The organism is Massilia sp. TS11 (genome assembly GCF_022012445.1).
GTDB lineage: Bacteria > Pseudomonadota > Gammaproteobacteria > Burkholderiales > Burkholderiaceae_D > Telluria.
On sequence record NZ_JAKLTS010000002.1, the window covers coordinates 373,051 to 398,007 of the forward strand.

General features: G+C 67.8%; 16 protein-coding genes. 5 read left to right on the plus strand and 11 right to left on the minus strand.

Annotation, left to right across the window (positions count from 1 at the left end; translation table 11 throughout):
• Position 1: 1 nt before the first annotated feature.
• The gene (locus LZ005_RS05090) at positions 2–514 is read left to right on the plus strand and encodes a GNAT family N-acetyltransferase (RefSeq protein ID WP_237805328.1); all 513 of its coding nucleotides are present in this window, start codon (positions 2–4) and stop codon (positions 512–514) included.
• Positions 515–622: 108 nt separating this feature from the next.
• A complete protein-coding gene (locus LZ005_RS05095) occupies positions 623–2,299 on the plus strand; it encodes a methyl-accepting chemotaxis protein (RefSeq protein WP_237805330.1) in 1,677 nt (558 codons plus the stop codon).
• Here the strand turns inward: LZ005_RS05095 and LZ005_RS05100 are convergent.
• Both LZ005_RS05100 and LZ005_RS05105 read right to left on the minus strand, forming a co-directional pair.
• Positions 2,296–2,970 carry a glutathione S-transferase family protein gene (locus LZ005_RS05100; protein WP_237805332.1) on the minus strand — a complete coding sequence of 225 codons (675 nt, stop codon included), beginning with the start codon at positions 2,968–2,970 and terminating at the stop codon, positions 2,296–2,298. The two genes, LZ005_RS05095 and LZ005_RS05100, sit on opposite strands and share 4 nt — an antisense overlap.
• Positions 2,967–3,365, minus strand: coding sequence for a DoxX family protein (locus LZ005_RS05105; protein WP_237805334.1), 399 nt, complete (start codon positions 3,363–3,365; stop codon positions 2,967–2,969). The genes LZ005_RS05100 and LZ005_RS05105 overlap by 4 nt, the downstream gene beginning before the upstream one ends.
• A gap of 93 nt (positions 3,366–3,458) precedes the next feature.
• Between LZ005_RS05105 and LZ005_RS05110 the strand changes: the two genes are divergently transcribed.
• Positions 3,459–3,911 carry a MarR family winged helix-turn-helix transcriptional regulator gene (locus LZ005_RS05110; protein ID WP_237805336.1) on the plus strand — a complete coding sequence of 151 codons (453 nt, stop codon included), beginning with the start codon at positions 3,459–3,461 and terminating at the stop codon, positions 3,909–3,911.
• On the opposite strand, the gene LZ005_RS05115 is transcribed toward LZ005_RS05110, so the two are convergent.
• The 7 genes from LZ005_RS05115 to LZ005_RS05145 are packed head-to-tail and all read right to left on the minus strand — an operon-like array spanning position 3,908 to position 14,951.
• The gene (locus tag LZ005_RS05115) at positions 3,908–6,757 is read right to left on the minus strand and encodes an esterase (protein ID WP_237805338.1); all 2,850 of its coding nucleotides are present in this window, start codon (positions 6,755–6,757) and stop codon (positions 3,908–3,910) included. The two genes, LZ005_RS05110 and LZ005_RS05115, sit on opposite strands and share 4 nt — an antisense overlap.
• Complete coding sequence (locus LZ005_RS05120) at positions 6,744–9,044, minus strand: amylo-alpha-1,6-glucosidase (protein WP_237805340.1); 2,301 nt, start codon at positions 9,042–9,044, stop codon at positions 6,744–6,746. Before LZ005_RS05120 ends, LZ005_RS05115 begins: the two co-directional genes overlap by 14 nt.
• Positions 9,041–10,888, minus strand: coding sequence for a glycoside hydrolase family 13 protein (locus LZ005_RS05125; RefSeq protein WP_237805342.1), 1,848 nt, complete (start codon positions 10,886–10,888; stop codon positions 9,041–9,043). Before LZ005_RS05125 ends, LZ005_RS05120 begins: the two co-directional genes overlap by 4 nt.
• A gap of 9 nt (positions 10,889–10,897) precedes the next feature.
• On the minus strand, positions 10,898–11,980 hold the full coding sequence (locus LZ005_RS05130) for an ABC transporter ATP-binding protein (protein WP_237805344.1): 1,083 nt from the start codon (positions 11,978–11,980) through the stop codon (positions 10,898–10,900).
• A gap of 2 nt (positions 11,981–11,982) precedes the next feature.
• Entirely contained in the window at positions 11,983–12,837 is an 855-nt protein-coding gene (locus LZ005_RS05135; RefSeq protein WP_237805346.1) for a carbohydrate ABC transporter permease, read from the minus strand.
• Positions 12,827–13,714, minus strand: coding sequence for a carbohydrate ABC transporter permease (locus LZ005_RS05140; RefSeq protein ID WP_237805348.1), 888 nt, complete (start codon positions 13,712–13,714; stop codon positions 12,827–12,829). Before LZ005_RS05140 ends, LZ005_RS05135 begins: the two co-directional genes overlap by 11 nt.
• A 4-nt stretch (positions 13,715–13,718) precedes the next feature.
• Complete coding sequence (locus LZ005_RS05145) at positions 13,719–14,951, minus strand: ABC transporter substrate-binding protein (RefSeq protein ID WP_237805349.1); 1,233 nt, start codon at positions 14,949–14,951, stop codon at positions 13,719–13,721.
• 447 nt (positions 14,952–15,398) lie between these two features.
• Between LZ005_RS05145 and LZ005_RS05150 the strand changes: the two genes are divergently transcribed.
• Entirely contained in the window at positions 15,399–18,269 is a 2,871-nt protein-coding gene (locus LZ005_RS05150) for a TonB-dependent receptor (protein ID WP_237805351.1), read from the plus strand.
• Positions 18,270–18,342: 73 nt separating this feature from the next.
• Positions 18,343–19,851 carry a tryptophan halogenase family protein gene (locus LZ005_RS05155; RefSeq protein WP_237805354.1) on the plus strand — a complete coding sequence of 503 codons (1,509 nt, stop codon included), beginning with the start codon at positions 18,343–18,345 and terminating at the stop codon, positions 19,849–19,851.
• 16 nt (positions 19,852–19,867) lie between these two features.
• Here LZ005_RS05155 and LZ005_RS05160 read toward each other — a convergent pair whose 3' ends face one another.
• Both LZ005_RS05160 and LZ005_RS05165 read right to left on the minus strand, forming a co-directional pair.
• On the minus strand, positions 19,868–23,416 hold the full coding sequence (locus LZ005_RS05160) for a response regulator (protein ID WP_237805356.1): 3,549 nt from the start codon (positions 23,414–23,416) through the stop codon (positions 19,868–19,870).
• Positions 23,413–24,945, minus strand: coding sequence for a response regulator (locus LZ005_RS05165; RefSeq protein WP_237805358.1), 1,533 nt, complete (start codon positions 24,943–24,945; stop codon positions 23,413–23,415). Before LZ005_RS05165 ends, LZ005_RS05160 begins: the two co-directional genes overlap by 4 nt.
• Positions 24,946–24,957 lie beyond the last annotated feature (12 nt).

Consider the following 24,957-nt stretch of genomic DNA (forward strand, 5'->3'; position numbering starts at 1 on the left):
AATGAACATCATTGAGACCGCGCGCCTGCGCCTGCGCACCATCAACCTCGACGACGCTCCCTTCTACCACGAACTGGTCAACGATCCGGCCTGGATCCGCCACATCGGCGACCGCAATATCCACACGCTGGAGGCCGCGCGCGAGGCGATCGCCACCGGTCCCATGGCGGCCCACACCAAGCTCGGTTTCTCGCTCTACGTCTGCGAGCGCAAGGAAGACGGCGCGCCGCTCGGCCTGTGCGGCCTGATCAAGCGCGACACCCTGCCCGACGTCGACATCGGCTATGCCTTCCTGGCCGCCCACCGCGGCCACGGCTACGCGCGCGAAGCCGCCGAGGCGGTGCTGGCCTATGCGCGCGACATCCTGCGCCTGCCGCGCCTGGCCGCGATCACCGGTCCCGATAACACCATCTCCAACGCCATGCTGCGCAGCCTGGGCTTCCAGTTTGTCGGCACCACGCGCCTGACGCCGGAACTGGCGCCGACCAATCTTTACCAATTGACCCTGAGCTGATTACGGTCTTTCCCGAATCCGCTTTTGCATTCCCCGTCGTCGTGCGATAGTTGTCAATACGAACGAGTCATTGATAAATCGCAATGCATATAAAAACGGGAGACTGCGATGGGTTTGTCTGATATGAAGATCGCCACCCGGCTCGGTTTGCTCGGGATGGTGTTTGCCGCCGGGCTCGTGGTGATCGGCGGTACGGCTTACTTCAGCTTGAATAAAATGGCGGCCCAATCGGACGCGGCGGTACAGCGTTCCGAAGCCATGGGCGACCTGATCGATGCTGCGCGCAAGACGCAGGTCGATTTCAAAATCCAGGTCCAGGAGTGGAAGAATATTCTGCTGCGCGGGAATGACCCGGACCAGCTGGCCAAGTACACCAAGGCCTTCAACGAAAAAGGCGGCGAGGTCGCGCGCGAGCTGAAGGCGCTGCAGACGGCGATGGCCAAAGTCGAGATCCAGTCGCCCTTGCCGGGCGAGGCCCTGGCCATGCATGCCGACTTGATGGGCAAGTATCTGGAGGCCGTCAAGCAGTACGACCCGGCCAACAAGGAAAGCTTCACGCTGGTGGACAAGCTGGTCAAGGGCATGGACCGCGCGCCGACCGAAAAGATCGACAAGATCGTCGACTTCATCAACGAGCGCGCCACCGCCCAGGCCAAGGCCGGCGAAACCGAGCGCGCGGCCATGCGCGACGCCGCCATCCAGCGCGGCCTGCTGGCGCTGGTGATCACGGCGGTGCTGGGCGCGCTGATCGTCCGTTCGATCACGCGTTCGATCACGCTGCCGCTGGCCGCCGCGGTCGAAGTGGCGCAGACGGTCGCCGCTGGCGATCTGTCGCAGGAAGTCAGCGTCGACACGCGCGACGAAGTGGGCGAGCTGATGACGGCCCTGAAGCGCATGCACGACGAGCTGGCCGCGATTGTCGGCAAGGTGCGCGCCGGGACCGATGCCATCGCCGTCGCCTCCGAGGAGGTGGCGCGCGGCAGCCAGGACCTGTCGGCCCGCACCGAGGAGCAGGCCAGTTCGCTCGAGGAGACCGCGTCCTCAATGGAGGAACTGACCGCCACCGTGAAACGCAATAGCGACAGCGCCAACGAGGCCAGCACCCTGGCCGGCCAGGCTTCGGTCGTCGCCGAGCGCGGCGGCAAGGCCGTGGCCGAAGTGGTCAGCACGATGGACTCGATCAATGAAGCTTCGCGCAAAATCGTCGACATCATCAGCGTCATCGACGGCATCGCCTTCCAGACCAATATCCTGGCCCTCAACGCGGCGGTGGAAGCCGCGCGCGCCGGCGAGCAGGGGCGCGGTTTTGCCGTGGTGGCGGGCGAGGTGCGCAATTTGGCCCAGCGCAGCGCCGCGGCCGCCAAGGAGATCAAGGCCCTGATCGGCGATTCGGTCGGCCGGGTCGATGCCGGCACCCGTCTGGTCGATCAGGCCGGGGCGACGATGAGCGAAGTGGTCGACAGCGTGCGCCGTGTGACCGCCATCATCAGCGAAATCGCGGACGCTTCGGGCGAGCAGAACGCCGGCATCGAGCAGATCAACAGCGCCGTCGCGGCGATGGATTCGGTCACCCAGCAGAACGCCGCGCTGGTCGAGGAAGCAGCTGCGGCGGCCGAGTCGATGTCGCAGCAGGCGAGTGATCTGCAGCGCGCCGTGGCGGTCTTCAAGATCAGCCAGTCGCACCGGCCGGCGCCGGTGTTGCGCCGTCCGCCCGCCGCACCCGCGCTGCGCCGGCCCCAGCCCGCAGCCAGCACCACGGCCGACAGCGACTGGGAGCAGTTCTAGGCGCTGCGTCCGGCCAGCACGCCCAGTACCGACGGGCGCTGGCGTAGAAAGTCCAGCAGGCGCTGGGCGTAGTCAGGCCCGACCGCCTGCCGCACCGAGGGCCGCGCCGCCAGCGCGGCGCGCCAGGCCTGCACGCGCGCCAGGCCGCTGAACACGCCGACGTCGGCGAGCCTGTCGAACACCTCGAAATAGCGGAAGGCGGGTGCGAAGGCGGCATCGACGATGCTGAAGGCGGCGCCGCCGAAATACGGGCCGGCGTCCAGTTCCTGTTCGAGCCGTTCGAAGCGCTGGCGCAGGGCCGCGCGCTGGGCTGCCAGCGCGCCCGCGTCGGCCGCGTTGTAGAAGGCGCCGATCGTATCGAGCAGCTGGCTCGCATACGCCACCCAGGCGCGGTGGCGCGCGCGTTCGATCAGGTCGCGCGGGTGCAGGGCCGGCGCAAAGGCCTCGTCGAGGTAATCGACAATCGGGGCCGATTCAAACAGCACCGCCGCATCCACCTTCAGCAGCGGCACTTTCCCCAATGGCGACAGGGCGCGGAACCAGTCCGGCTTATCGGCCAAATCGATGGTCGTGCGCGTGAACGGCAGGCCCTTCTCGGCCAGCACGATGGCGGCCCGCTGCACATACGGGCAGAGCGCGTGGCTCACCAGTTCCAGGCGCGGCTGGCTCATGCCGTCTCCGCGCGCAGGGCGGCCTGGCCGTCGCCGGCCAGAATGTGCACGAGCGAGGCCACGGCCAGGAACAGCGGATATTCCCAGCCGCCGCCGCTGGCCGAGAACACCCAGCCGTTCGGCAGATGGACCAGCAGGGCGCCGCCGAGGATGGGCAGCAGCAGCAGCGAGGCCAGGCGCGCATGCCAGCCCAGCACAATGGCGGCGCCGCCGGCCAGTTCGGCCGCAACGACCGGGTAGGCGAGCATGCCGGGCAGGCCGTGGGCATCGAAGAACTGGGCGGTGCCGGGCAGGGTGAACACCAGCACTTTGAGCAGGGCATGGGCGATCCACATCAGGCCGAGCGACAGGCGCAGCAGAGTGTGGGCGGCTTGGGGGTGCAGGGGCAGGGACATGGGGTTCTCCTTAACGAAAAGAAAGTCGTTGCAAGTGCAACGATATCCGCATCGTAGTTGAAGATCGTTGCAAATGCAACTAAAATCGCGATCATGAAGACCGACCCGAAGACGCCAGGCTCCTGGCCCCTGTTCCTGACCGCCCATGCGGTGCTGACCGAGGCGATTGAAAAGCGCCTGGCCGCGGCCGCGCTGCCGCCCCTGAACTGGTACGACGTGCTGTGGGCGCTCGAACGCGCGCCCGGGCAGCGCCTGCGCATGCACGAACTGGCCGATTATGTGGTGTTGTCGCGTCCGAATCTGACGCGCCTGGTGGACCGGCTGGAGACGGCCGGTCTGCTGACGCGCGCGCCCGATCCCGATGACCGGCGCGGCGCCTTTGCGGTGCTGAGTGCGGCCGGCGCGGCCGAGCGCGCGCGCATGTGGCCCGTGTATGCGGAGGCCATCGACAGCCTGTACGACCGCCACGCCAGCGCGGACGAACAGGCGGTGCTGCGGCGCGTGTTCAAGCGCATGCTCGAGCATGCGCGCAGCGGCGCGGCTTAGCGGCGCAGCACGCGCACGCCGAACAGGTCGAAGCGGTTGGCCGGGCCGTCCACGCCGCCGGCATTGGTGAAGCTGGCGTTACTCTGCAGGTAGCTCATGTTGAAGTGCTCGCTCAGGCGCAGCTGATAGCGGCCCGGCGCCAGCTGCACTTCGAGCGGGGTGGAATACACGGGCGGCGTATGCGCCTGCAGCAGCGCGGCATGCGGCAGCTGCACCACCGCCTCGGCCACGCGCCGTCCGCTGGCGTCGAACACGCTCAGGCGCTTGACCCCATTGCTGATCCCCAGATTGATCTGGTTGGCCGCGTTGTGATAGCGGATCTGCAGCGCGTAGCGGCCGCCTTCCGTGATCTGCAGATCGCGCACCGTGAACTGGTCCTCGGGCGCGCCCCAGTCGCGGATCGCGGGCAGGTCGAAGCGGGGCCGCGCTGGCGCGACCGGGCGGCTGCTCTGCACGCGCGGGTCGCCGACATCGATCTCCTGCACGGCGCCGGTGCAGACAGGGCGGCTCGGATGGCTGCTGTTCTCGCCCACGCGCGCCTGCACGCTGTAGCAGGCGCCGGGGCCCGCGCTGCGGTCCTGCCAGCGGCCCGCCTTCAGACCAGCGGCCAGCAGGCGGCCATCGCGGTACACGTCCAGTTGGCCTTCGCCGGCCAGGTCGAGCGACACGCTGCGCCCGTTCCGCTGAAAGCCCTTGATGCGCGGCTCGGGCGGCGCAAACACGGCGGCATCCTCCTGGTAGGGATTGGCCGTCACCCGCCGGATCGCCTGTTCGCCCGCCCGCAAGGCGCCCAGCTGCAGCACGATCTGGTTATCCTCGGCCAGCGCCTCCCAGGCGATGTGCGTGCCGGCCGGCTTGCCGTTCAGCGTGACGGCCTGCAGTGCGTAGTAGCCGGCGCCGGCGGCCGCTGGCGGCAGCTGCACGTGCAAATGGAGGGTTTTGCCGCGCAGGCGCAGGCCGTCCAGAAGGATGCTGTCCTGCTGGGCGAAGCGCTCGCGCCGCAGCTGGGCCGTGATGAAAGGATCGAGGTGCAGGCCATCAGCCTGGACCTGCAGGCCAAAGATATTCTCGATCACCATGCCGGCATAGGCGCCCACCGACCAGAGCTGGCGGCGCGAATTGATCACCGGGCCAATCAGCTCCGGGTGCTGCTCGTCCAGCAGCAGCGGCTGGGCGCTCAGCCACTCGAGGTTTTCCATGTTCGACAGGTTCAGGGCCGCGCTGCGCACCAGGGTCGCATAGGCCGCATCGGCCACGCTGACATTGCGGCCGAGCGCCGCCGCCTTCAAGCCGAACGCGGTCACGAAGGGCCAGATCGCACGGTTGTGGTAGACCGGCACCCCGCGCTGCTGCGGATAGATCACCGGCGCGCCCATCGGCCCGTGCGGATAATGGGCCAGGATGCTGCGCGTTCGGGCCGGATCGGCCACGCCGCTCAGGATCGCCAGCGACTGCCCGAGCCAGTCGAATTTGCGCAGCGGGGCGCCGTCGAAATGGGGACCGGTCAGGCTGGCGTACAGGCCGTCGTCGGCGCGCCAGAAGCGGGTGTTGATGGCGGTCTTCAGGGCTGCGGCCCAGGCGCCGTAGCGGGCCGCGCGCACCGCGTCGCCTTGTTCGTGCGCGAGGCGCGCGGCCAGGCGCAGGGCCTGGTAGTGGGCCACATTGGTCGACAGCGATTTGGCGCTGGCCAGGCTGGCGATGTCCTCCACCACCCAGCTGGCATAGCTTTGTTCGCGCCAGTCGAGGAAGGACTGTTCGCCCGAATACAGGCCAGTGGCGGCGTCGAAGGCGGCGCCGCGGTCAGCCTCGATGGTGTGACTGAGGGCGGCCAGGGCGCGCCGCGCGAAGGCGCCGCGTTCGGCATCGGGCAGGCTGGCCAGCGCGGCTTCCGCACCGAAGGCCCAGCTTACCCGGTCGGTGCTGACCGGCCAGCTGCCGCCGCTGCCGGTGTCCTGCACGATCTGTTCGCCGTCCGGGCCCCAGCCCGTGCGAAAGCCGGACAATTTGAATTCCAGCGAGTTGCGCACGCGCTCGGGGTCGAGCATGGCCAGGCCGAGACGCGCGGCATAGGACAGGTCGCGCGTCCACACGTAATGCCATTTTTCGCCGGTCTCGAAACACGCGCAGTCGATGGCGGCGCCGCCTTTGTAATTGCCATCGCGGATCTGGGCAACGGAATTCTGGCGCATCTCGTGCATGGCCAGCGCGAACAGCGCGTCAAAGGCCAGATCGCCGCTGCGCAGGCGCGGCAGGGCGGCCGTTTCGCTATAGGTGGTGAAGGCGGGACCGGGGTCGCGCAGCGGCGCCGTGCTGCTGTGGGCATAGCTGCGCAGGGCGGCATGCTGGTCGGGCGAGGAAAAGCGCGCCGTCTCGGTCTTGCCATCCCAGGTGGAAAAGCGCAGCTGCGCCATCGCGCCGTGGCCCGCGTGCGGGTCCTCGCTCTGAGTCGGCCCGCTGTCGCGCCGGACCACGCGCAGGCGCGGGGCCTGCGGGTCGCTGACATCGAGCTGAAAGCGGTAGGTGGCCGTGGCCTTGACGAACAGGTAGTCGTGCGGACCGGGCTGCAGGCTCAGACGATAGTCGCGCTCCAGCGCCACGGCCTGGCTCTGCTGCGGATCGAGCACCCACTCGGCGCTCCAGTCGCTGCGTCCGAGCTTGAAGGCGTGGTAGCCGGGCGGGATCACGATATCGGCCTCGTACACGGCGCCGCCCTTGTAGTCGAGGCGGTTGTCGGTGCCCCAGCCATTGAAGGCGCCGCGGATATACATGTCCTGGGCCAGCGGGCCGGCCGCATGGGCCGCGCCCGACAATGCCAGCAGCAGGGCCAGCGTCTTAGTGGTACGCATTCTGTTCGACGATGCCTTTCAGGACGTCGCGCCCGCGCAGCATCGGAAAGTCCTGCGGCCGGTAGGGGCGGGGTGTGAGGAAATCGAGCTTGCCGATGGTGGCCGCATAGCTGGCCTGAACCGGCTGCGCCGTCAGCGCGCGCCCATCGAGCGTGGCGCCGTGCGCGCCCACCTCCAGCACCATGCTGGCGTTGGGGCGGCTGTCGAATTCGACGCGCTGGCGGCTCTGGTCGGGGCCGAGCAGATCGAAGCGCAGACGGTGCGGCTGGCCGCCGCGCTGCAGCAGGGTCCAGCGTTCGCCGTTGGCGCTGCGCGTGTAGTGCACGTCGAGCGCTTCTTTCGCGTACGGCAGCACGGCCTCGAAGAAGCGCCAGTCACGCGGGACGGCCGGGACGAAGTGCAGCGTATTGGTCAGCAGGTCGGGGCGGAAGCCGACATAGTCCTGAAAGCCGTTGCGCGCATATTCGGCCACGCTCCACGACTGGGCGAAGGTGCCCGAGGGTTTGAGTTTGCCGCCCTCGTGCGGCAGGGCGTCGAGCAGCTCGCTCATATTTCCGAGCGTGCCGAGGCCGAGAATCTGTTCGCCCAGATTGCGCGTCAGGCGCCAGGCCAGGTCCTGTTGGCCGAATTTGTTCAGGGCGCTGACGGCGAAACCGGCATTCCAGCCCCACACCGTCCCTTGGTGGTAGGCTGCGTCCTTGTGGTGGAAATCCGGGTTCTCGTGGCGCGGGTGGAAGTAGGGATCGTCCTGGCTCAGCGACGCCAGACCGTAGGGATAGAGCAGGCCCGTGACCGCGTTCTTCAGCACGCGCGCCTGCACGGCGGGCGGCACGAAGTCGTCGAAGGGTATGGTGCTGAGCATCAGCTGGTTCGGACGCAGATGCGTGTCCGGACTGGCATCGGCACGCAGCCGGTCGGCCATGCGCTGGCCGTCCCAGAACAGGGCCAGGAAGCGCGTGCGCGCCTTGTCCGCCGCCTGCGACCAGCGCGCCGCGCTGTCGCTGTCGCCGGCCAGGCGCGCCAGCGTCACGCCGGTTTGCAGGGCCGTGTACCAGAGCGCCTGGATTTCGACGGCGCGCGGTCCGCGGTCCGACCATGGCTGGCGGCCTTCGATGCGGGCGTCCATCCAGGTGTCGGCGCCGTCGTGGGTCAGCAGGCCGTCCGAGTCGACGTAGTGGCGGAAGGCGCCATCGAAATACGGGTAGGCCAGGCGCAGCAGATCGGCCGCATAGGCGCGGTCACCGCTGTAGCGCAGATATTCGAGGCCTTCGCGCAGCATCCACGGTGTGCCGTCGACGGTGTTGTAGATGATGCTGTCGCCGCTGGCCACGCGGTTCGGAATACGCCCGTACTCGGGGCCGTCCTTCAGGTTCTGGTAGCGCGCAAAATTATCGAGCACGGCGCGGGCGTCGCCGAAGCGGCCGTTGACCAGCAGGGTGCCGGGCAGGGCGATGAAGGTGTCGCGCCCCCAGTTGTCGCGGAACCAGGGCAGGCCGGCCCAGATGCCCTTGCCGAATTCTTCGACCACGAACAGCTGCGCAGCAGCGCGCGCCCACAGCAGGGCCTTGTTATAGGCCGGGTCGCTGGTACGCAGCCAGGCGCGCGTCAGGCGCTGGTAGTGCAGGCGACGTTCTGCTTCGATCGGCTGGCGTCCGGCCAGGCGGCGCGCGCCGGCCAGCGCCTCGGCGCGGCTGGCGCCGAACTGCAGCACCACGGTCAGGCTGCTGGCCGCGCCGCGCGTGCTGAAGCGGCCCGCGTCGTCGCGCTGCGCTGCCTGGTCGGTGGCGATCGCCAGCCACTGCTCGGGCGCCAGGCGCACGACCCAGCTGCGCGCGTCGAGCGCCTCCAGCTTGGCGCCAGCGGGCAGGTCCAGCCGCGGCTCCAGCGCCAGCGCCATCGGGCGTAGGCTGCGCACGCGCAGGGCCAGTGCCTGGCGTCCGGACAGCAGGGCCAGGTCGGTCTGGGTGCCGTCGGCGTAGCGCACCTGGTGGCCCCAGGGGAGCACGGCTTCGTCGGCGCCGGCGCGGGCCAGCGCGCGGCCGCCGGCATAGGCGCGGTAATTGCGGAACCAGGTGCCGCTGCGCAGGACGTAGCCGGCGCCCTTGTCCTCGCTCTGGGTGTAGCCCTCGAAGTAGCCGGCCACGTTATCGCCGGCCACGAACTGCGCCTGCTGGCCGGGCTTCACGTGGATGGCCATCTCCTTGAACAGGGTGTCGATGGCGGGCAGCTGCGCCGCCTCGGCGGGCAGGATCAGGGCGAGCGCCAGGGCGGCGGCGGTGCGCTTCATTTTTCGGCCTTGTCCAGTTCCAGAATCAGGGCGCTGGTGGCGGGCGCCTTCAGTTTGCCGGCCAGGTTCACGCGCTCGCCGCTGATCACATCGACACCGGCGCGGCTGCCGCGCAGGATCTCCTGGAAGCGCGCCGTATCCAGTTCGGCCGCCTTGTCCGACTTGTTCAGCACGACCATCACGCGTTTGCGCTCGTCGTAGCGGAAGTAGACGTAGACGCCGTTCTCGGCGCCGAAGTGCATGGTCTTCCCGCTGTGGATCACGGGATTGGCCTTGCGCCAGTTGGCCAGGCGGCGCACGTAGGCCTGGGCCTCGGTCTGGCGCGGCGTGAGGCCGGCGCCGGTAAAGGCATTGACCTTGTCGCCTTCCCAGCCGCCCGGCATGTCGTGGCGGTAGCTGGCGTCGTCGCGGCCCTTGACGGTACTGGTCATCAAGACCTCGGTCCCGTAGTAGAACTGCGGTATGCGCGGGAGCGTGAACAGCGCGGCCAGGGCGATCTTCCAGCGCCCCAGATCTTCACCGACCACCGAATACAGGCGCGCCATATCGTGGTTCCCCTCGAACATCACGAGCTTGCTCGGATCGGGGTAGAGCTGGTCCATCGCCAGCATTTCGTAGACGTCCTTCAGGCTATTCGCATCGGCCGCCGGAGCCAGCGCCTCGCGCAGGGTCTCCGACATCGGGAAGTCCATCATGCTCGGCATGTAGCTGCGGTAGCCGTCGAAATTCTGCTTCCCGGTCTGCCAATGCGAGACGAACACCGGATTGCGCGACCATTCCTCGCCGACCATGGTCAGGTTCGGATATTCGTCCATCACGCGCTTGGTGTACTGGGTGAGGAAGGCGGAATCCGAGTAGCCGAAGGTATCCAGGCGCAGGCCGGACAGGCCCGCATACTCGATCCACCACAGGCTATTTTGAATCTGGTAGGTGGCCACGAAGGGGTTCGACTGGTTCATGTCTGGCATGGTCTCGACGAACCAGCCGCGCGTGAAGTTGTCGTAGTCGGCCTGCGCGCGGTACGGGTCCTGGTTGGCGGCGCGGTGGTGGGCCGTGGGCGTGAACTTGTTCGGGTTATTCAGCCAGTCGGGCATCGGCAGGTCCTTCAGCCACCAGTGCTGGCTGCCCAGGTGCGACAGCACGATATCCTGAATCAGGCCGATGCCGCGCGCCCGCGCCTCCTTCGACAGGCGCACATAGTCCTCGTTACTGCCGAAGCGGGGGTCCATCTTGTAGAAGTCCGTCGCCGCATAGCCGTGGTAGGAATAGGCCGGCATATTATTTTCGGCGAACGGGGTCGGCCACAGCTGGGTGAAGCCCATGCCGGCCAGGTAGTCCAGATGCTGGATGATGCCGGCGATGTCGCCGCCGTGGCGGCCGTCGCGGTTCGCGCGGTTGGCCTTCTCCAGCATGCCGGGCAGGTCGTCGTTCTTCGTGTCGCCGTTGGCAAAGCGGTCCGGCATCAGGTTGTAGATGACGTCCGCCTGGCCAAAGCCCTTGCGCTGGGCCGAACCCGGTTCGCGCGCGCGCAGGCTGTACGCGTAGCTGCTGCTCTTGCCGTCGCGCGTGAAGCGCAGATCGAGGGTGCCCGGCTTGGCGCCATCGTCGATCACCAGATTGACGAACAGGTAGTTCTTGTTCGGCGTGCGCGTCACCGAAGCGATGCGCACACCCGGATAGTCGAGCGAAGGCGTGGCCTCGCCGATGGCGGGACCGTGCACCATCAGCTGCAGGTTCTTGTCCTTGAAGCCGGTCCACCAGAACGGCGGCTCCATGCGGTCGATGTTCTGGGCGAAGGCCGGCAGGGCCAGGGACAGCAGCAGGGCGAGGGCGGTGCGTTTCATGCGGGTTCCTTATCGCAGGCGTTGTTCGGTGGCGGGGTCAAACAGCACGGCCTTGGCCGCGTCGAAGCACAGGCGCAGGGTCTGGCCTGGCGCGGCGCCGGCGCGCGGGTGGGTGCGGCAGGTCAGGCGGCTGCCATTACACTGCGTGAACGCGAGGGTGTCGGGCCCGGTCGGTTCGGTCATCTCGATCAGGCAGTCGACTTCGGTGCCGCTGTGGGCGCTGATCGTATCGGTGATGTGCTCGGGCCGCAGGCCGAGGATCACCTCGCGCCCGACGTGGCTGGACGGGCAGTGCGCCAGCGGCAGCAGGGTCTGGATGCCGGCGTGGTCGAGCACGAAGCCATCCGCGCGCAGGGTCCCGCGCAGGAAGTTCATCGACGGCGAGCCAATGAAACCGGCCACGAACAGATTGTCCGGCTCATCGTAGATCTGCTGCGGCGTGCCGAACTGCTGGACCACGCCGTCCTTCATCACGGCGATCTTGTCGCCCAGGGTCATGGCCTCGATCTGGTCGTGGGTCACATACACGATGGTCGACTTCAGGCGCTGATGCAGCAGCTTGATCTCGGCGCGCATTTCGACCCGCAGTTTGGTGTCCAGATTGGACAGTGGTTCGTCGAACAGAAACAGGGCCGGATTGCGCGCAATCGCCCGGCCCATGGCCACGCGCTGGCGCTGGCCCCCCGACAGCATGGCCGGTTTGCGCTCGAGCAGATGGTCGATCTGCAGGGTCTCGGCCACGCGCGCCACGATCGCATCCTGCTCCGCCTTGGGGACCTTGCGGATGCCCAGGCCAAAGGCGATGTTCTCGCGTACCGTCATGGTCGGATACAGCGCATACGACTGGAACACCATCGCGATATCGCGGTCCTTGGGCGGCATGTCGTTGACGACACGCTCGCCGATGCGGATCTCGCCTTGGCTGACCGGCTCGAGGCCGGCAATCATATTCAGCAGCGTCGATTTGCCGCAGCCCGAGCCGCCGACCAGGATCAGGAATTCGCCGTCGGCGATGTCGATGTCGATGCCCTTCAGGACCTCGGCCCCGTTCGGGTAGACCTTGCGCACCTGGCGGATCGAGAGTGAAGCCATGCTTATCCTTTCACGGCGCCGGCCGTCAGCCCGCGCACGAAGTACTTGCCCGCCACCAGATACAGGGCCAGGGTGGGCAGGGCGGCGATGATCGCGGCCGCCATGTCGACGTTGTATTCCTTGACCCCGGTGGAGGTGTTCACCAGATTATTCAGCGCCACCGTCACCGGCATCGCATCGGCGCCACCGAACACCACGCCGAACAGGAAGTCATTCCAGATCTGGGTGAACTGCCAGATGATGCAGACCATGAAGATCGGCAGCGAGAGCGGGAAGATGATGCGCCGGTAGATCAGGAAGAAGCCGGCGCCGTCGATGCGCGCGGCCTTGACCAGTTCCTCCGGCACTGTCACGTAGAAATTACGGAAGAACATGGTGGTGAAGGCGAGGCCGTAGACCACGTGGACGAATACCAGGCCGCTCGTGGTATTGGCCATCTCGGCCAGGCCAAGCAGGCGCGCCATCGGCAGGATCACCACCTGGAAGGGGATGAAGCAGCCGACCATCAGGCCGGTGAACAGCAGGTCGGCGCCGCGAAAGCGCCACAGCGACAGCACATAGCCGTTCAGGGAGCCGATCAGGGTCGAGATCAGCACCGCCGGCAGCACCATACGCACCGAGTTCCAGAAGAACGGCGCCAGGCCCTCGCACTGCACGCCGGTGCAGGCGCCGCTCCAGGCCTTGAGCCAGGCCGCCGCCGTCGGCGCCTGGGGCAGGGCCAGCAGGCTGCCATCGCGGATCTCGTCGAGCGGCTTGAAGGCCGTGGCCAGCATCACGTACAGCGGCAGCAGGTAGTAGACGGCCACCAGCAGCAGGGCATACAGAGCCAGGCGGCCGAGGCGTGGCTTAGCGGCCATGGCGCGCTCCCTTCGTCTCCAGATACATGAGCGGCACCAGCACCGCCACCACGGTGGCCAGCATCATCATGCTGGAAGCGGCGCCCAGGCCGAGCTGACCGCGCGAGAACGCATACTGGTACATGAAGACGGCCGGCACGGTGGATGCGGTGCCGGGCCCGCCCGCCGTCAGGGCCATGACCAGGTCGAAGCTCTTGATGGCGATGTGGGCCAGGATCAGCAGGGCGCTGAAGAACACCGGCCGCAGCGAGGGGATCACGATGCGCCGGTAGATCGTGGCCAGGCTGGCCCCGTCCACCTGGGCGGCCTGGATGATGCTCGGGTCGACCCCGCGCAGGCCGGCCAGGAACAGGGCCATCACAAAGCCGGACGACTGCCAGACGCCGGCGATGACCACCGTGTAGATCGCCATGTCGGGGTCGACCAGCCAGTCGAAGCTGAAACCGGGGAAGCCCCAGCCCTGTACCAGCTTCTCGAGTCCCAGGCCGGGATTGAGGATCCACTTCCAGGCGGCGCCGGTGACGATGAAGGACAGGGCCATCGGGTACAGATAGATGGCGCGCAGCGCGCCCTCGGCGCGGATTTTCTGGTCGAGCAGCACGGCCAGCAGCAAGCCCAGTATCAGGCAGATGCCGATGAAGGGCAGGCCAAAGCGGGCCAGATTGGCGGCCGCGGTCCACCAGCGCTCGAGGTCGAACAGCTCGGCGTAGCGCTCGATCCCGGCGAAATCGAAGTTCGGCATCAGGCGCGACTCGCTCAGCGACAGATAGCCGGTCAGGCCGATGAAGCCATAGATGAACACCAGCGCCGCCAGCACGGTCGGCGCCAGCACCAGTTTGGGCAGCCAGCGGTCGGCCAGCCGGGACAGGCGCGTCATCGGCTTAGCGCGTGCGCGCGGCCTTGGCCAGCGCGGCCACCGCATCCTTGGGCGCCAGATTGGTGCTCATGAAGCGGGCGATCACGTCCATCATGGCGCCCTGGGTGGCCGAGCCGACCGCCATATTGTGGGCCAGGCTGGGCACGAAGCTGCCGCCTTTGCTGGCCGCTTCCATGTCCAGCATGGACTGCAGGGCGCAGGCGTCAAAGCGCGTCTTCGGCACGCCGGCGCGCACCGGGATCGAGCCCTTGTTCAGATTGAACTGCTCCTGGAACTCCGGGCTCATCAGGCTGGAGGCCAGCACCTGCTGGGATTTGGCGTCCTTCACCTTGAACATCAGCAGCGAGTCGACATTGAAGCTGAACGCCTTGTCCGTCCCGGGCGCGGGCAGGCACAGGAAGTCGGCGCCCGGCTTCTTGCCGGCGGCCGTGAACTCGCCCTTGGCCCAGTCGCCCATGAACTGCATGCCGGCCTTGCCATTGATGACCATGGCCGTGGCCAGGTTCCAGTCGCGCCCCGGGGCGTCGCGGTCGATGTAGGTCTTGATCCGGCCCAGGGTCTCGAAGGTCTTCAGCATCTGCGGTCCGCTCAGGGCGGCCGGGTCGAGCTGGACCAGGGCCTTTTTATAGAACTCGGGGCCGCCGATGCCGAGCGCGACCGACTCGAACAGGGTCGCGTCCTGCCACGGCTGGCCGCCATGGGCCACGGCCACCAGGCCGGCCGCCTTGATCTTGTCGGCGGCGGCGAAGAACTCGTCGAAATTGGCGGGCGCCTTGGCGCCGACCTTCTTCAGCACGGCCGGATTGACCCACAGCCAGTTGACGCGGTGAACATTGATCGGGGCGGCCACATAGCTGCCCTTGTATTTCATGATGCTGGCGATGGCCGGCGGCAGCAGGCTGTCCCATTTCTCGGCCTGGGCCACGGCATCGATATTGGCCAGCACGCCTTCGCGCCCCCATTCCTGGATGGCCGGTCCCTTGACCTGGGCCGCCGTCGGCGGATTGCCGGCGATGACGCGCGCCTTGAGGGCGGTGGCGGCGTTTTCGCCGGCCCCGCCGGCCACGGCGAAGTCCTTCCAGTTGACGCCCTTGGCCTGCAGGGTCTTCTTCAGCTCGGCCGCCGAGCGCGCTTCGCCGCCCGAGGTCCAGTAGTGCAGCACTTCGACGTCGGCCGCCCAAGTGGTATTCGCGGCAAGCAGCAGCAGGGCGAGGCCCCGGCGCAGAGGGATGGACATGCTGGTCTCCTGTTTGTTGGCGACTACAAAAGTAGTTCCGCTACAGCTCATGCTGTGTGTTTTGCCGCTGAGCATACTATGAAAGCGGGTCCGGCTCAATTGTTCCGCGACGACAAGCAATCTAGTTTAGGTACAGACGATCGCTTGGCGCCGAAAATTCGCACCAAACCGGTGCAAACTGCCCGACTTCGGGGCAAATTGGTGGAAATGTAGTCGTACTACAGCGTACGGATTTCGTTGGTGTAGCCGGAATACAACGAAAAACGGGCGCAAACAGGGGCTTGTGTCGCAAAAACACCGTTTTCCGTAGTGGCGGTGAACTCTCGTTGACAGTGCATCTAGTTTTAGTACAGAATCCCCGATGAAACGTGAAAAGCGTTTGCTTTTGGGGAACCGGCGCAGTTGACGGTCGGTGCAAATAAAGTGGTTTGTTAAACGAGGGGACACATGAATATGACCGCCAAGAAGCGCGACGAGCTCGCAGCACGCCAGCGCCTTGCCTTCCAACTGAATCCGGTGGCCGCTGGCTGCGCCGTGCTGCTGGCCGCGCTGGCTGGCTCGGCCTTCGCGCAGGAAGCGCCGGCCGCTGCACCGGCTGCGACCCAGAAAGCCGACGACAAGAAGGACGAGGCCAAGAAAGACGACGACAAGGTCCAGACCGTGGTCGTGTCGGGTATCCGCCGCGGTATCGAAGCGGCCATTTCGATCAAGAAGAATTCGAGCTCGATCGTCGAAGCCATCTCGGCTGAAGACATCGGCAAACTGCCGGACCAGAGCGTGGCCGAGTCGGTCTCCCGTCTGCCCGGCGTGACCACCCAGCGTAGCCGCTCCTCGGGCAAGGCGTCGGACGTGTCGGTGCGCGGCCTGTCGCCGAGCTTCAACGGTACCCTGCTGAACGGCCGCGAAATGGCCTCGACCGGCAACGCCCGCAGCCCCGAGTTCGACCTGTTCCCCGCCGAGCTGATGGGCTCGGTCGTGATCTATAAGACCCCGGACGCCAGCGTGGTCGGCCAGGGCCTGGCCGCGACCATCGACCTGCGCACCGTCAACCCGCTCGACTTCGGCAAGCGCGTGTTCGCCGCCAACTACAAGAAGAGCCGCATCGGTATCGGCTCGGGTCTGCCGGAAGGCAAGGGCGAGCGCTACTCGCTGTCCTACATCGACCAGTTCGCTGACCGCACGGTCGGTCTGGCCATCGGCCTGACCAAGTACGACGAAAACGGCGGCGCCCAGCGCAAGTTCAACTCCTGGGGCGGCTGGACCCCGACCATGCCGTATCAGGGCAAGGACGTGATCACCCCGGGCGGCTTCGGTGCCGACACCGAGACCGGCGAAAACAACCGCGAAGGCATGTTCGCCTCGCTGCAATACCGCCCGAACCGCAACTTCCGTTCGACCCTGGACCTGTTCTACTCCTCGGGCTACACCTCGCTCAAGAAGACCGGTCTGGAAGGCGCCGTGGGCGGCAACAGCGCCGGCGGCTATGACCCGAACGGTGTGCTGACCAATGCCACCATCGTCAACGGCGTCGCCACGGCCGGTACGATCACCAACTACAAAGGCGTGATCCGTAACCACCTGGAATCGGCCGATGACGATCTGAAGACCGTCGGCTGGAAGAACGAATTCAAGGTCGCCGATTGGGACATGGTCACCGACCTGACCTGGTCGAAGGCCTCGAAGCTGAGCTCGCGCTACGAGACCACCGCTGGTCTGCCGGGCAATGCCACCACCCTGGACACCATCTCCTGGACCGGCTTCAACGGCGGTAACTTCACCGACGTCAAATACTCCACCGGCCTCAACTACGCAGACCGCAACGTCGTCAAGCTGACCGACGTGATGGGCTGGTCGGGCGGCGTCTCCTCGCCCCAGGCCGGCTATCTGGCCCAGCCGAAGATCGACGATGAAGTCAAAGCCCTGCGCCTGAACGGCAAGACCGCCCTCGAGTGGGGCCCGATGCAGAGCGGCACCGTCGGCCTGAACTACACCCAGCGCGACAAGTCGCGCACCGGCCAGGAAGGCCGTCTGGTGGTCAAGGGCGGCAACCCCTACGGTGTGGCCGGCATCCCGGGCAGCGCCGTCGAAACCGCCGGCACCACCAGCATCCAGGTGGCCAAGTTCGATCCGACCGGTTCGCTCGGCACCATCTATGATCTGGCCGACAAAGTCGACGCCGACATCCTGAACAAGCTGTGGAACGTGAAGGAAAAGGTCACCAGCCTGTACGCCATGGGCGATCTGGACGGCCAGATGTTCGGCCTGAGCTACCGCGGCAACGTGGGTGCCCAGCTGATCCACACCAAGCAGACCGGCGCCGGTTACGTCGTCGATCAGGCCAAGTGCACCGGCAACACCGCCGCCACCTGCCCGGCCAAGTATGTGGAACAAGGCGCCGACTACTGGGACGTGCTGCCGAGCGCCAACCTGTCGTATGACCTGGGCAGCGAGCAGGTCATGCGCGTCGGCGTGGCCAAGGTGCTCTCGCGCGCCAACCTGGACGACATGCGCGCCTCGAACAACTTCAACCTGAGCACCTCGGGTCCGTACCCGATCCTGACCGGCTCGGCCGGTAACCCGGGTCTGAAGCCGTTCAAGGCCAAGTCCTTCGACCTGTCCTACGAGAAGTATTTCGGCAACAAGGGCTACATCTCGCTGGCCGGCTTCTACAAGAAGCTCGACACCTACATCCTGCGCGTGCCGCGTCCGTTCGACTTCGGTCCCTACGTGACCCCGACCACGCCGCTGCCCGCGACCGGCCCCTACGCTGGCAAGACCACCGGTCTGCTGACCCAGCCGATCAACGGCGACGGCGGCAGCATCCACGGCTTCGAACTGGCGATCAACGTGCCGTTCTCGATGCTGACCCCGATGCTGGACGGCTTCGGCGTGATGGTCAACCATTCGGACACCGACTCGGGCGTGGAACTGCCGACCGCTGGCTTCCCGAACGTCAACACCTCCTCGGTGAAGATCCCGCTGCCGGGCCTGTCGCGCAAAGTGACCAACCTGCGTCTGTACTATGAGAAGTATGGCTTCCAGGTGGCCGCCGCCGCACGCAAGCGTTCGAACTTCCTCGGTACCGTGTCGGACTTCCAGGACAACCAGCAGCTCACCTTCATCAAGGGCGAGACCATCGTCGACCTGCAGGCCTCCTACGAAATCCCGAGCGGCTGGCTGAAGGGCGTGTCCCTGTATGCCCAGGCAACCAACTGGAACAAGGCACCGTTCCAGGAATACACGGTTGATCCGAACCAGGTCACCAACAAAGTGGAATACGGCCGGACCTACCACTTTGGCGTGAACTACAAGTTCTAAGTTACACTCCCAGACAACCCCTGCAGGCCGATGCCTCAGGGGTTGTTTTCATTTGTGGGTAAGGAAAAGAGCGATGCAAGCAGCGATCAAAACGATTGTGATTGTCGGCGGCGGCACGGCCGGCTGGATGACGGCCAGCGCGCTGGCCACGGTGATGGGCGGACGCTACCAGATCCGCCTGGTCGAGTCCGACGAGATCGGCATTGTCGGCGTCGGCGAGGCGACCATCCCGATGGTCAAGCGCTTCAACCAGGTGGTCGGCATCGACGAGGTCGAGTTCCTGCGCGCCACCTATGGCACTTTCAAACTCGGCATCGAATTCGTCAACTGGGGCCGCCAGGGCGAGCGCTACATGCACGGCTTCGGCAGCATCGGCCAGGACCTGGCCACCGTGCGCTTCGACCAGTACTGGCAGAAGATGCGCCGGCTCGGCAAGGCCGCCCCGCTGGAGGCGTATTCGATTGCGCGCATGGCCTCGAAGGCGAATAAATTCATGCCGCCGACCACCGAGGCCGGCAATTCGCCGCTGGCCGAAATCACCTACGCCTACCATTTCGACGCCAGCCTGTATGCGCGCTTCCTGCGCGGCCTGGCCGAGCAGCGCGGCGTCCAGCGCATCGAGGGCAAGATCAGCCAGGTGCGCCAGCGCGCCAGCGACGGCTTCATCGAGGCCGTGGTGCTGGAAAACGGCACCGAACTGGCGGGCGAACTGTTCATCGATTGTTCGGGCTTCCGCGGCCTGCTGATCGAGCAGACCCTGCAGACCGGCTTCGAAGACTGGACCCACTGGCTGCCGTGCGACCGCGCGCTGGCCGTGCCGTGCGCCTCGGCGCCGGTGCTCACGCCCTACACGCGCTCGACCGCACACCGCGCCGGCTGGCAGTGGCGCATTCCGCTCCAGCACCGCACCGGCAACGGCCATGTGTTCTGCAGCCAGTTCATCAGCGAAGACGAGGCCGCGGCCACCCTGCTGGCCAATCTCGACGGCGAAGCCCTGGCCGATCCGCGCCTGATCAAGTTCACCACCGGCCGCCGCAAGCTGGGCTGGAACAAGAACGTGGTCGCGGTCGGCCTGGCCAGCGGCTTCCTCGAGCCGCTCGAGTCGACCTCGATCCACATGATCCAGTCGGCCATCGCGCGCCTGATCGAACTGTTCCCGGACAGCGGCTTCGACCCGGTCGTCACGGCCGAATACAACCGCCAGTCGGCCTTCGAGTACGAGCGCATCCGCGACTTCATCATCCTGCACTACCACATGAACCAGCGCACCGATTCCGAGTTCTGGCAGGCCTGCGCCCACATGGCCATTCCGGATACGCTGCGCCAGAAGATCGCGCTATATCGCAGCAGCGGGCGCGTGGTGCGCATCGACAACGAGCTGTTCTCGGAAGTCGGCTGGGTGCAGGTGCTGGAAGGGCAGAACGCGCCGATCGACGGCTACCATCCGCTGGTCGACGTGCAGGACGAGCGCGAGATCGCCGACTACCTGCACAGCGTGCAGGACGTGATCGCCAAGTGCGTCAATGTGATGCCCGAGCACGGCGCCTTCATCGCGCGCCACTGCGCGGCGCCGCGCGCTTAAGGACGGCGGCCGGGCCTCAGTGCCCGGCCTGGTCGAGCGCCGCCAGGGCGCTGGCGTAATCGAAGCCGGCGATCGCCTGTTCGACCGTGTCGGCGGCGGCGCCGAGCGCGGCGCGCAGGCCCGCGCGCTGTTCGGCGAACATGGCTTCGGCGCGGCTGTCGTCGGCCACCAGCAGGGCGCGCAGGGCGGCCAGCTGGTCGGCGCTGGCCGGCGCCGCATCGGCGTCGTCGCTGGCGGCCGGCAGCGCCGCTTCGATCGCCGCCAGCAGGCGCGCCAGCTGCCCGGCATAGGCGGCCAGCAGGCCGGCCCCGGCCTGGCCCGCCTGTTCAATGGCGCCCGCCACGGCCGCCAGTTCCAATGCGCCCACATTCGCGGCCACGCCCTTGGCCGCATGCGCGGCCGCGCGCAGCGCAGCCAGGTCGCCGCCGCTGGCCAGGGCCTGCAGACGCGCGCCGCTGTCGGCCTGGGTAGCGGCGAATTCGCGCAGCAGACGCCAGTAGCGGTCCGGCTGCTTGCCGGCGCGGCGTAGGCCGGCCTCGACATCCAGACCGGCGATCGGCGGGAAGCCGGGCTGCGCCGCTTCCGGCGCAGCCGGCGTGGGCCGCGCCAGGATATGGCGCGCCCCCCAGCGCGCCAGCGCCGCATACAGGGTGGGCGGATCGATCGGCTTGGCGATATGGTCGTTCATGCCTTCCTGCAGACAGCGCTCGCGTTCTTCCGGCAGGGCGTGCGCGGTCAGCGCGATGATCGGCAGACGCTTGGCGTCGAGGCGGGCGCGGATCGCGCGCGTGGCCGCATAGCCGTCCAGCTCCGGCATCTGCAGGTCCATCAGCACCAGGTGGTAGTCGCTTTCGGCCACCATGCGCACGGCCTCGGCGCCGCTGGCCGCCACCGCCACGCTGGCGCCGGCGTCCTCCAGCAGTTCGGTGGCGATCAGCTGGTTCACGCTATTGTCCTCGGCCAGCAGCACGCGCAGGCCGTCCAGCCGCAGCGGCAGCGGCGCCGGCGCCGGCGTCGGCGCGCTGGCCTGGTCGCCGGCCAGCTGGGCCAGGGCGGCCGCCAGCGCGCTGGCGCCGACCGGCTTGACCAGCACCCCTTCCAGATTCATGCCGGCGGCGGCGCCGCGCAGGCTGTCGTCGTCGCGCCCCGACACCAGCAGCATCGGCGGCGGGGCCGGGCGCGCCAGCAGCGCATGGGCCAGGAACAGGCCGTCCATGCCCGGCATGTCGACGTCGATCAGGGCCAGACCGAAGGGCAGGGCAGCGTTGTCCACCAGCTCCAGCGCCTGCTGGCCCGACTCGGCCAGAACGATCGCGGGCTGGGGCAGACCGAGGCTATGCAGCTGGTGCGCGAGGGCGCGCCGTGCGGCCGCGTTGTCGTCCACCACCAGCACGCGCAGGCCGGCCAGGGCGTCGGGCAGGCGCGGGCGGCGCGGCTGCTCGGCCAGACCGAGCCAGAGATTGAAGCGGAAGCTGGAACCGGCGCCGGGCGCGCTCTCGACGCTGATGGCGCCGTCCATCAGTTCGACCAGGCGGCGCGAAATCGTCAGGCCCAGGCCGGTGCCGCCGTATTTGCGCGTGGTCGAGCCGTCGGCCTGGGTGAAGGCCTCGAACAGGTGGGCGCACTGCTGGGCGCTCATGCCGATTCCGCTGTCGGCCACTTCGACCAGCAGTTCGACCTGGTCGCGGCGCCGCTCGCCGCAGGCGATGCGCACCACGATCTGGCCATGTTCGGTGAATTTGACGGCATTGCCGACCAGGTTGATCAGAATCTGGCCGCAGCGCAGCGCGTCGCCATTGACCGCGTACGGCACCTCGGGTTCGATGTCGAACACCAGCTCCAGGCCCTTTTCCTCGACGCGGTGGCCGACGATGGTGTCGACGCTGTCGATCAGGCGCTCGATGCTGAAGTCGGCGTGCTCGAGATCGAGCTTGCCCGCTTCGATCTTGGAGAAATCGAGGATGTCGTTGACGATCCCGAGCAGGCTGCTGCCGGCCGCGTGGATCTTGGCCAGGTAGTCGTGCTGCTGGCGGTCGAGCGCCGTTTTCAGCGCCAGGTGGGCCAGGCCGATGATGGCATTCATCGGCGTGCGGATTTCGTGGCTCATATTCGCCAGGAACATCGACTTCGAGCGCGTCGCGTCCTCGGCCGCCTGCTTGGCGCGCGACAGGGCCTGGGCCGCCTCCTGCACGGTGGTGATGTCGGCCAGATAGCCGTTCCAGACGATGGCCCCATGCTCGCGCTGCGGGGCCGAGGTCCATTCGGCCCAGCGCGTCTGGCCGCTGAGCGGATGGGTGTAGCGCAGCTGCAGGCTGACGCGCTCCTGGCGCGCGGCCGCCTGCTGCAGGCGCGCCAGCAGGTTGACGCTGCCGTCCGGGTCGAGCAGGTGCAGCAGCGCGCGCGCGTCGAGCAGGGCCTGGGCCGGATCGAGCCCGGTGATCTCCTGCAGGGCCGGGCTGATGAAGACGAAGCGCAGCTGCTCGTCGTCGAAGCGGTACTGGTAGACGGCCACCGGCAGGTGATTGGTGATCTGGCGCAGGCGGCGCGCGTTCTCGTTGCGCAGGCGCTGGGCGGTGCCGAAGGCGCGCTGGCGCGCCGTCGCGGCCAGGCCGAGCAGCAGCACGGCGCCGCCGGCCCCGCCGCCCCAGAGCAGGAAGTCCCACCATGGCTCCCAGTTGGCGGTATCGTCCAGCACCGCCACGCGCCACAGGCCGGCGTCGTCCTGCCAGTCGAGGAAGGCGGTGGCCAGCAGATGGCGGCGGCCGTCGACGTGGACCCAGGCCTGGTCGAGCGTGAACGGCAGGCGCGCCGGGGCGCCGCCGTCGAACAGGGCGCCGAACTGGCGCTCCTGGGCCAGGGCTGCGCGCCGGTAGGGCGGCAGCGGGGCGGCCAGTTTGAGCACCCAGTCGCGCCGGTTGGCGGCGAACACCAGACCATCGGGCGAGACCACCAGGGCCGGCTGGGTCATCTGGGCCAGCAGGCGGTCGATCGGCGTGGCCGGCACCTGCAGCGCATACACGCCGGTGACTGGCCACTTGCGCGAGGCGCCCGAGCGCACCGGCGCCGCCACGTACAAGGCGCGCTCGCCCTGGGGGCCGCTGACGCTCGGGTAGACATTCGGCTGGCCGTCGCGCGCGCGCCGCCAGTAGGGGCGCTCGCTCAGATTGGCGCCCAGGCCGGGCTGCTCGCCATTGCGGTCCAGGCTCGCCACCAGGCGGCCGTCGCCCGTGGCCAGCTGCACGCCGAGCGCATTGAACTGGTTGATCAGACCGGCAAAATCGCCCATCAGGGCGGGCGGGGCCTCGGTATTTCCGGCCACGCTCTGCTTGACGCTCTCGCCCACCAGGCCCATCAGGATGGCGGCGCCCATCACCGTGCCCTCATTGCTCTCGCTGGCGATGCGGCGCGCCAGCACGCGGGTGTCTTCGCTCAGGCTGGCGTTGTGGGCGCCGACCACGTATTCGTGGCGCGCATACACGGTGACGCCGGCCACCGCCATGGCGAGCACGGCCCAGCGCACGGCCAGCAGCCGCCAGGGACGGAAGGGCCGGCGCGCGAACATCATGCGGGCGGCGCCACCTTGGGCAGGCGCAGCTGCACGCGGGTCTGGTTGCCGTCCGCGCTGGCGTTGACGCTGCCGCCCTGGAGTTCGGCCATCAGGCGCGCCGCATACAGCGACAGGGCCGCCTCACCGAGATTGCCGGCCAGCGAGGGGCGCTCCGTCAGGGCGGCGCGCACGGCCGGCGGCATCCCGCCCGTCCATTCGAGCAGGAAGCCGGCGAACTGGGCGTCGACCGGCACCGACACCTGCAGCGGCGTGTCCGGCATGGCGAAACCGAGCGCCAGCTGCAGCAGCTGGTCGATGGCGGCACGCGCCAGAATCAGGTCGCCCTGGGCGCGCAGCGGGGTCTTCGGCATCTCCAGGCGCGCCAGCACGCCGGCGTGGCGCGCACAGGCTTCGAGCAGCTGTTCGAGCGCGATCGGTTCGGCGGCCGGATCGTAGCGGCCCTGTTCGAGCCGGTGCAGGTCGACCCCGTGGGTGGCGCGCCGCAGCAGCACATGGCCGTGCTGGCCGAGCGTGTCCAGGGTGCTGCGCAGGGCCTCGCTGGCGGCCGGATCGGCCTGCAGCCGTTCGACCGCGTCGAGCATGCCGGCCACCAGCGGCGCCAGCTCATGCCGGGTCAGGCGGTCGACATCGTCGCGCAGCTGGGCATTGGCGGCCGCCAGCGCGCTCTTGCGCTTGAGATCGGCCAGGGTGGCGGCCAGACGCAGCTGGGTGCGCAGGCGCGCGCGCAGCACCGAGGATTCGACCGGCTTGGTCACATAATCGGCCGCCCCCAGGGCCAGGCCGCCGACCACGTCGTCGGCGCCGTCGCGCGAGGACAGGAAGATCACCGGGATGTCGCGCGTGTCGGGATCGGCCTTGAGCCGCTTGCACAGCTCGAAACCGCTCATCTCGGGCATCACGATATCGAGCAGGATCAGGTCCGGCTGGGCGCTCTGGGCCAGTTCCAGGGCCTTGCGCGCGCTGATCGCCACCTTCACGTTGTAGCCGTCGTCGGTCAGCATGCCGGCGATCACCTTGATATTCGTGGCCATGTCGTCGACCACCAGGATGGTGGCCTTGCGGATCCTTTCCTCGACCGGGGTGTCCTCGCCGATCAGGGCGCGCGGGCTGCCGCTGCGGGCGGCCGCCACGGCGGCGCGCCGGGCCGGGCGCAGCAGGGCTTCGAGCTTCTGCTGGAAGTGGTCGTAGGTGAAGGGCTTGACCAGGTAGTCGGAGGCGCCGGCCGCCAGCAGGGCCTGGACCGCGCCCGGATCGGTTTCCTCGCCCAGCAGCAGGAAGGGGCGGTCGGCCCAGCGCGGCTGCTCGCGCATCCACTGCATGAAGGCCAGGCCGCCCATGCCGGGCAGGGACTGGTCGCAGATGACGGCGCCGACCGGACGCTCGCCGAAGATGCGCATGGCTTCTTCGGCGCTGGCGGCCGCGTGCACGGTACGGAAACCGAGGTCGTTGAGGATGCTGCGGATCGCCGAGCGGATCTGCAGGTTGTCGTCGACCAGCAGCAGGGGAACGGAGGTGTCGATGGTCATGGGCGGCGTGAA